Raw genomic sequence first — 2,912 nt, 5'->3', positions numbered from 1 at the left:
GGCCCGGCCATAGGCGGGCATGACCCCCGCCTGCCCCGCGAGCTGGCCGTTGGTGCAATTGGCGACGAGCTGCGGCGCGTCCGGCCCGAGATCGGGCAGCACCAGCCGCGCCGGGGTCACTAGGTCGGCGGTGAAGTAATCCCCGCCCGCGACGCGGCAGCGCGAGCCGGGCATCTCGACCCAGCCGCCCTCGGCGTCGGGAACGAAGGCCCGCACTGCGAGGCCGGTCTTCCAGCGGCCGGGCGGCACGATCTGCGCCGCATTGGGCTGCATTTCCACCAAGGGCAGGTCGGTGCCCGAGCCGCTGCCGCGGATGCCCGTGTCGCCGCAGGCGGCGAGCGCCAGGAGTCCCAGCACGCCGAACCCGATCCGTCCCATCGTCTTCTCCATCGTCATCGGCCCCGCGGGCATTTTCGTTCCGACCCCGGGTGGTTCAGGCGACCGCCGCCGTGCGCAGCCGCCAGGCGAGATAGCCCTGGGCGGCGCCCGCCGCGATCAGTTGCACCCCGAGCAGGAGGCCCAGCAGCCAGGCCGCCGCCTCCGGCAGGGCCCCGATCAGCACGACCGCGCAGAGCACCGAGACCACGCCGCCGGCCAGCACCCAGATCCAGTCCTGCATCGGGCGGATCATCAGCGCGAAGACGATGCGCGCGATGCCGCCGACCATGAAGAGCACCAGCATCAGGAAGGTGATCGCCACGAGCCCGGCCTCGGGATTGCTGATCAGGAGATAGCCGACGATCATCTCCAGCGCCACTGAGACCAGCTGCAGCCAAAAATAGGGCACCTGGGTCGCGCCGAAGAGCGAGACGATCTGCACGATGCCGCTGAGGATCAGGAGCCAGCCCAGAAGGGACAGGAAGCCCACGCTCATGGCGAGCGGGAAGATCAGCGCCAGCACACCCGCCGCGACCATCACCCCGCCCTGGATGAGGAAGAGCAGCGACCGCTTGCGGATCGTGCCGCGCACGGCCTCGCGCAGGACCCCGGAGGCCTCGTTGACGGAAATCGGCACTGTCACTCTCCCGAAAGGAACCGCTGCGGCGATGGACCATCGCAATTCGCGGCGCGTCTGGCAACAGCCTCGCGGCGGGCCGGAGGGCCGCCGCATTCGGAGCTCGTTCTCTCGCTTTCTACCGTCCGGCCACAAAACGAGGCTGGTCACGGCGCATTCGGCACCCAGCACCTCGTTGCGCGCGCCGGCGGCGTCCTCCACATAGCTGCGCACGATCAGCCGCGCCTCGGCCCGGACATCCACAAAGCCGCTGCCGGGGCTGATGACCTCCTGCCGGGATGATCGCGGCGAGGCTGCGGCGCAGGCCTATTCGGCCGCCACGACCCGCGGCCAGCCGCCGGCCTCGAAGGCTTCGAGCAGCTCGCGGCGCCGTCCGGCCGCCTGCTCCGCCGCCCTTGCCTTGACCGGGCCGAAGCCGCGGATCTCGAGGGGCAGGCTCGCAAGCTCGATGGCGATGTCGCGGGTCTCCGGGGCGAGGCCCGCCTGAACCCGGTCCATGTCCGCCTCGTATTCGGCGATCAGCGCGCGCTCGAGCCGCCGCTCGGCGGTGCGGCCGAAGGGATCGAGCGCGGTGCCGCGCAGCCGCTTCATGCGCGCGAGCAGGCCGAGCAGGCCGAGCATCCAGGGGCCGAACTCGCGCTTCTTCGGGCGGCGGTCGGCATCGAGGCCACCGAGGATCGGCGGCGCGAGGTGAAAGCGCATGGCCCTGACCGAGGCGAATTGCGCGTCGACCGCGGCGCGCAGCGTCTCGGAATGCAGCCGGGCGACCTCGTATTCGTCCTTGTAGGCCAGAAGTTTGTGGTAGCCTCTTGCCATGGCGGATGCAAAATCCTCGTCCAGCTCGCGCGCCCGCGCGATGCGGTCGCGGTAGCGGCGGGCGAGGCGCGCGTCCTGATATTTCGCGAGGTGATCGGCGCGGCGCGCGATGATCGTGTCGAGGTCGGCCGCGCGCGGCGGCGCCGGGGGCGCGGCCGCCTCGGCGGCGGCGGCGGCATGCAGCACGGCCCAGCGGCCGAGCGCGAAGGCGCGCTTGTTGCCCTCGGGATCGGCGCCGTTGATCTCGATCGCGCGCAGGATCGCCTCCTCGCCGAGCGGCACCAGCCCCGATTGCCAGGCGGCGCCGAGCATCAGCACATTGGCGTGCACCGCGTCTCCGGTCAGCACCTCCGCCAGCCGCGTGGCGTCGAGCATGACGAGGCCCGCGTCGCCGAGGCGCGCGCGCAGCGCCAGCGTCAGCCGATCGGTCGGGAGGCGGAAGCCGCGGTCGCGGGTGAACTGGCCGGTGACGATCTCATGGGAATTGACCACCGCGCGGCTGCGGCCTCGGGTGAGCAGCCCGAGCGTCTTAGTTCCGGCCGAGACCACCAGATCGCCGCCGATCAGCGCATCCGCCTCGCCCACCGCGACGCGGATCGCCGAGATGTCCGCGGGCTTCCCGGCGATGCGGCAGTGGATATGCACCGCGCCGCCCTTCTGGGCGAGGCCGGCCATCTCCATGACGCCCGCGCCCTTGCCCTCGAGATGCGCGGCCATCGCCAGCAGCGCGCCGATGGTCACGACGCCGGTGCCGCCGACGCCAGTGACCACGATATTGTAGGTCCCGCGGATCGCCGGGAGCGGGGGCGCCGGCAGGTCCGGGAGCGCCAGATCCTGCCTGGGCCGCGCCCGCACCTCGGCGCCCTCGAGCGTCACGAAGCTCGGGCAGAAGCCCTTGAGGCAGGAATAATCCTTGTTGCAGCTCGACTGGTCGATGGCGCGCTTGCGGCCGAACTCGGTCTCGAGCGGCAGGATCGAGACGCAGTTCGACTGCACCCCGCAATCGCCGCAGCCCTCGCAGACATCCGGGTTGATGAAGACGCGGCGGTCGGGGTCGGGGAACGTGCCGCGCTTGCGGCGG

At 71.6% G+C, this 2,912-nt stretch carries 3 protein-coding genes; all 3 read right to left on the bottom strand.

Features of this window, described 5'->3' with window-relative positions; genetic code table 11:
- The coding region (locus tag V7050_RS20035; RefSeq protein ID WP_324411137.1) for a hypothetical protein at window positions 1-378 on the bottom strand (378 nt) is incomplete at its 3' end.
- A gap of 55 nt (window positions 379-433) precedes the next feature.
- A complete protein-coding gene (locus V7050_RS20030) occupies window positions 434-1,015 on the bottom strand; it encodes an HdeD family acid-resistance protein (RefSeq protein ID WP_324366437.1) in 582 nt (193 codons plus the stop codon).
- A 306-nt stretch (window positions 1,016-1,321) separates the two neighbouring features.
- On the bottom strand, window positions 1,322-2,912 hold a 1,591-nt coding region (locus V7050_RS20025), incomplete at its 5' end, for a DUF6537 domain-containing protein (protein ID WP_324411135.1).

Origin of the sequence: Amaricoccus sp. (genome assembly GCF_036846665.1) — a bacterium.
GTDB lineage: Bacteria > Pseudomonadota > Alphaproteobacteria > Rhodobacterales > Rhodobacteraceae > Amaricoccus.
This window is presented reverse-complemented; position numbering and strand designations above follow the sequence as displayed.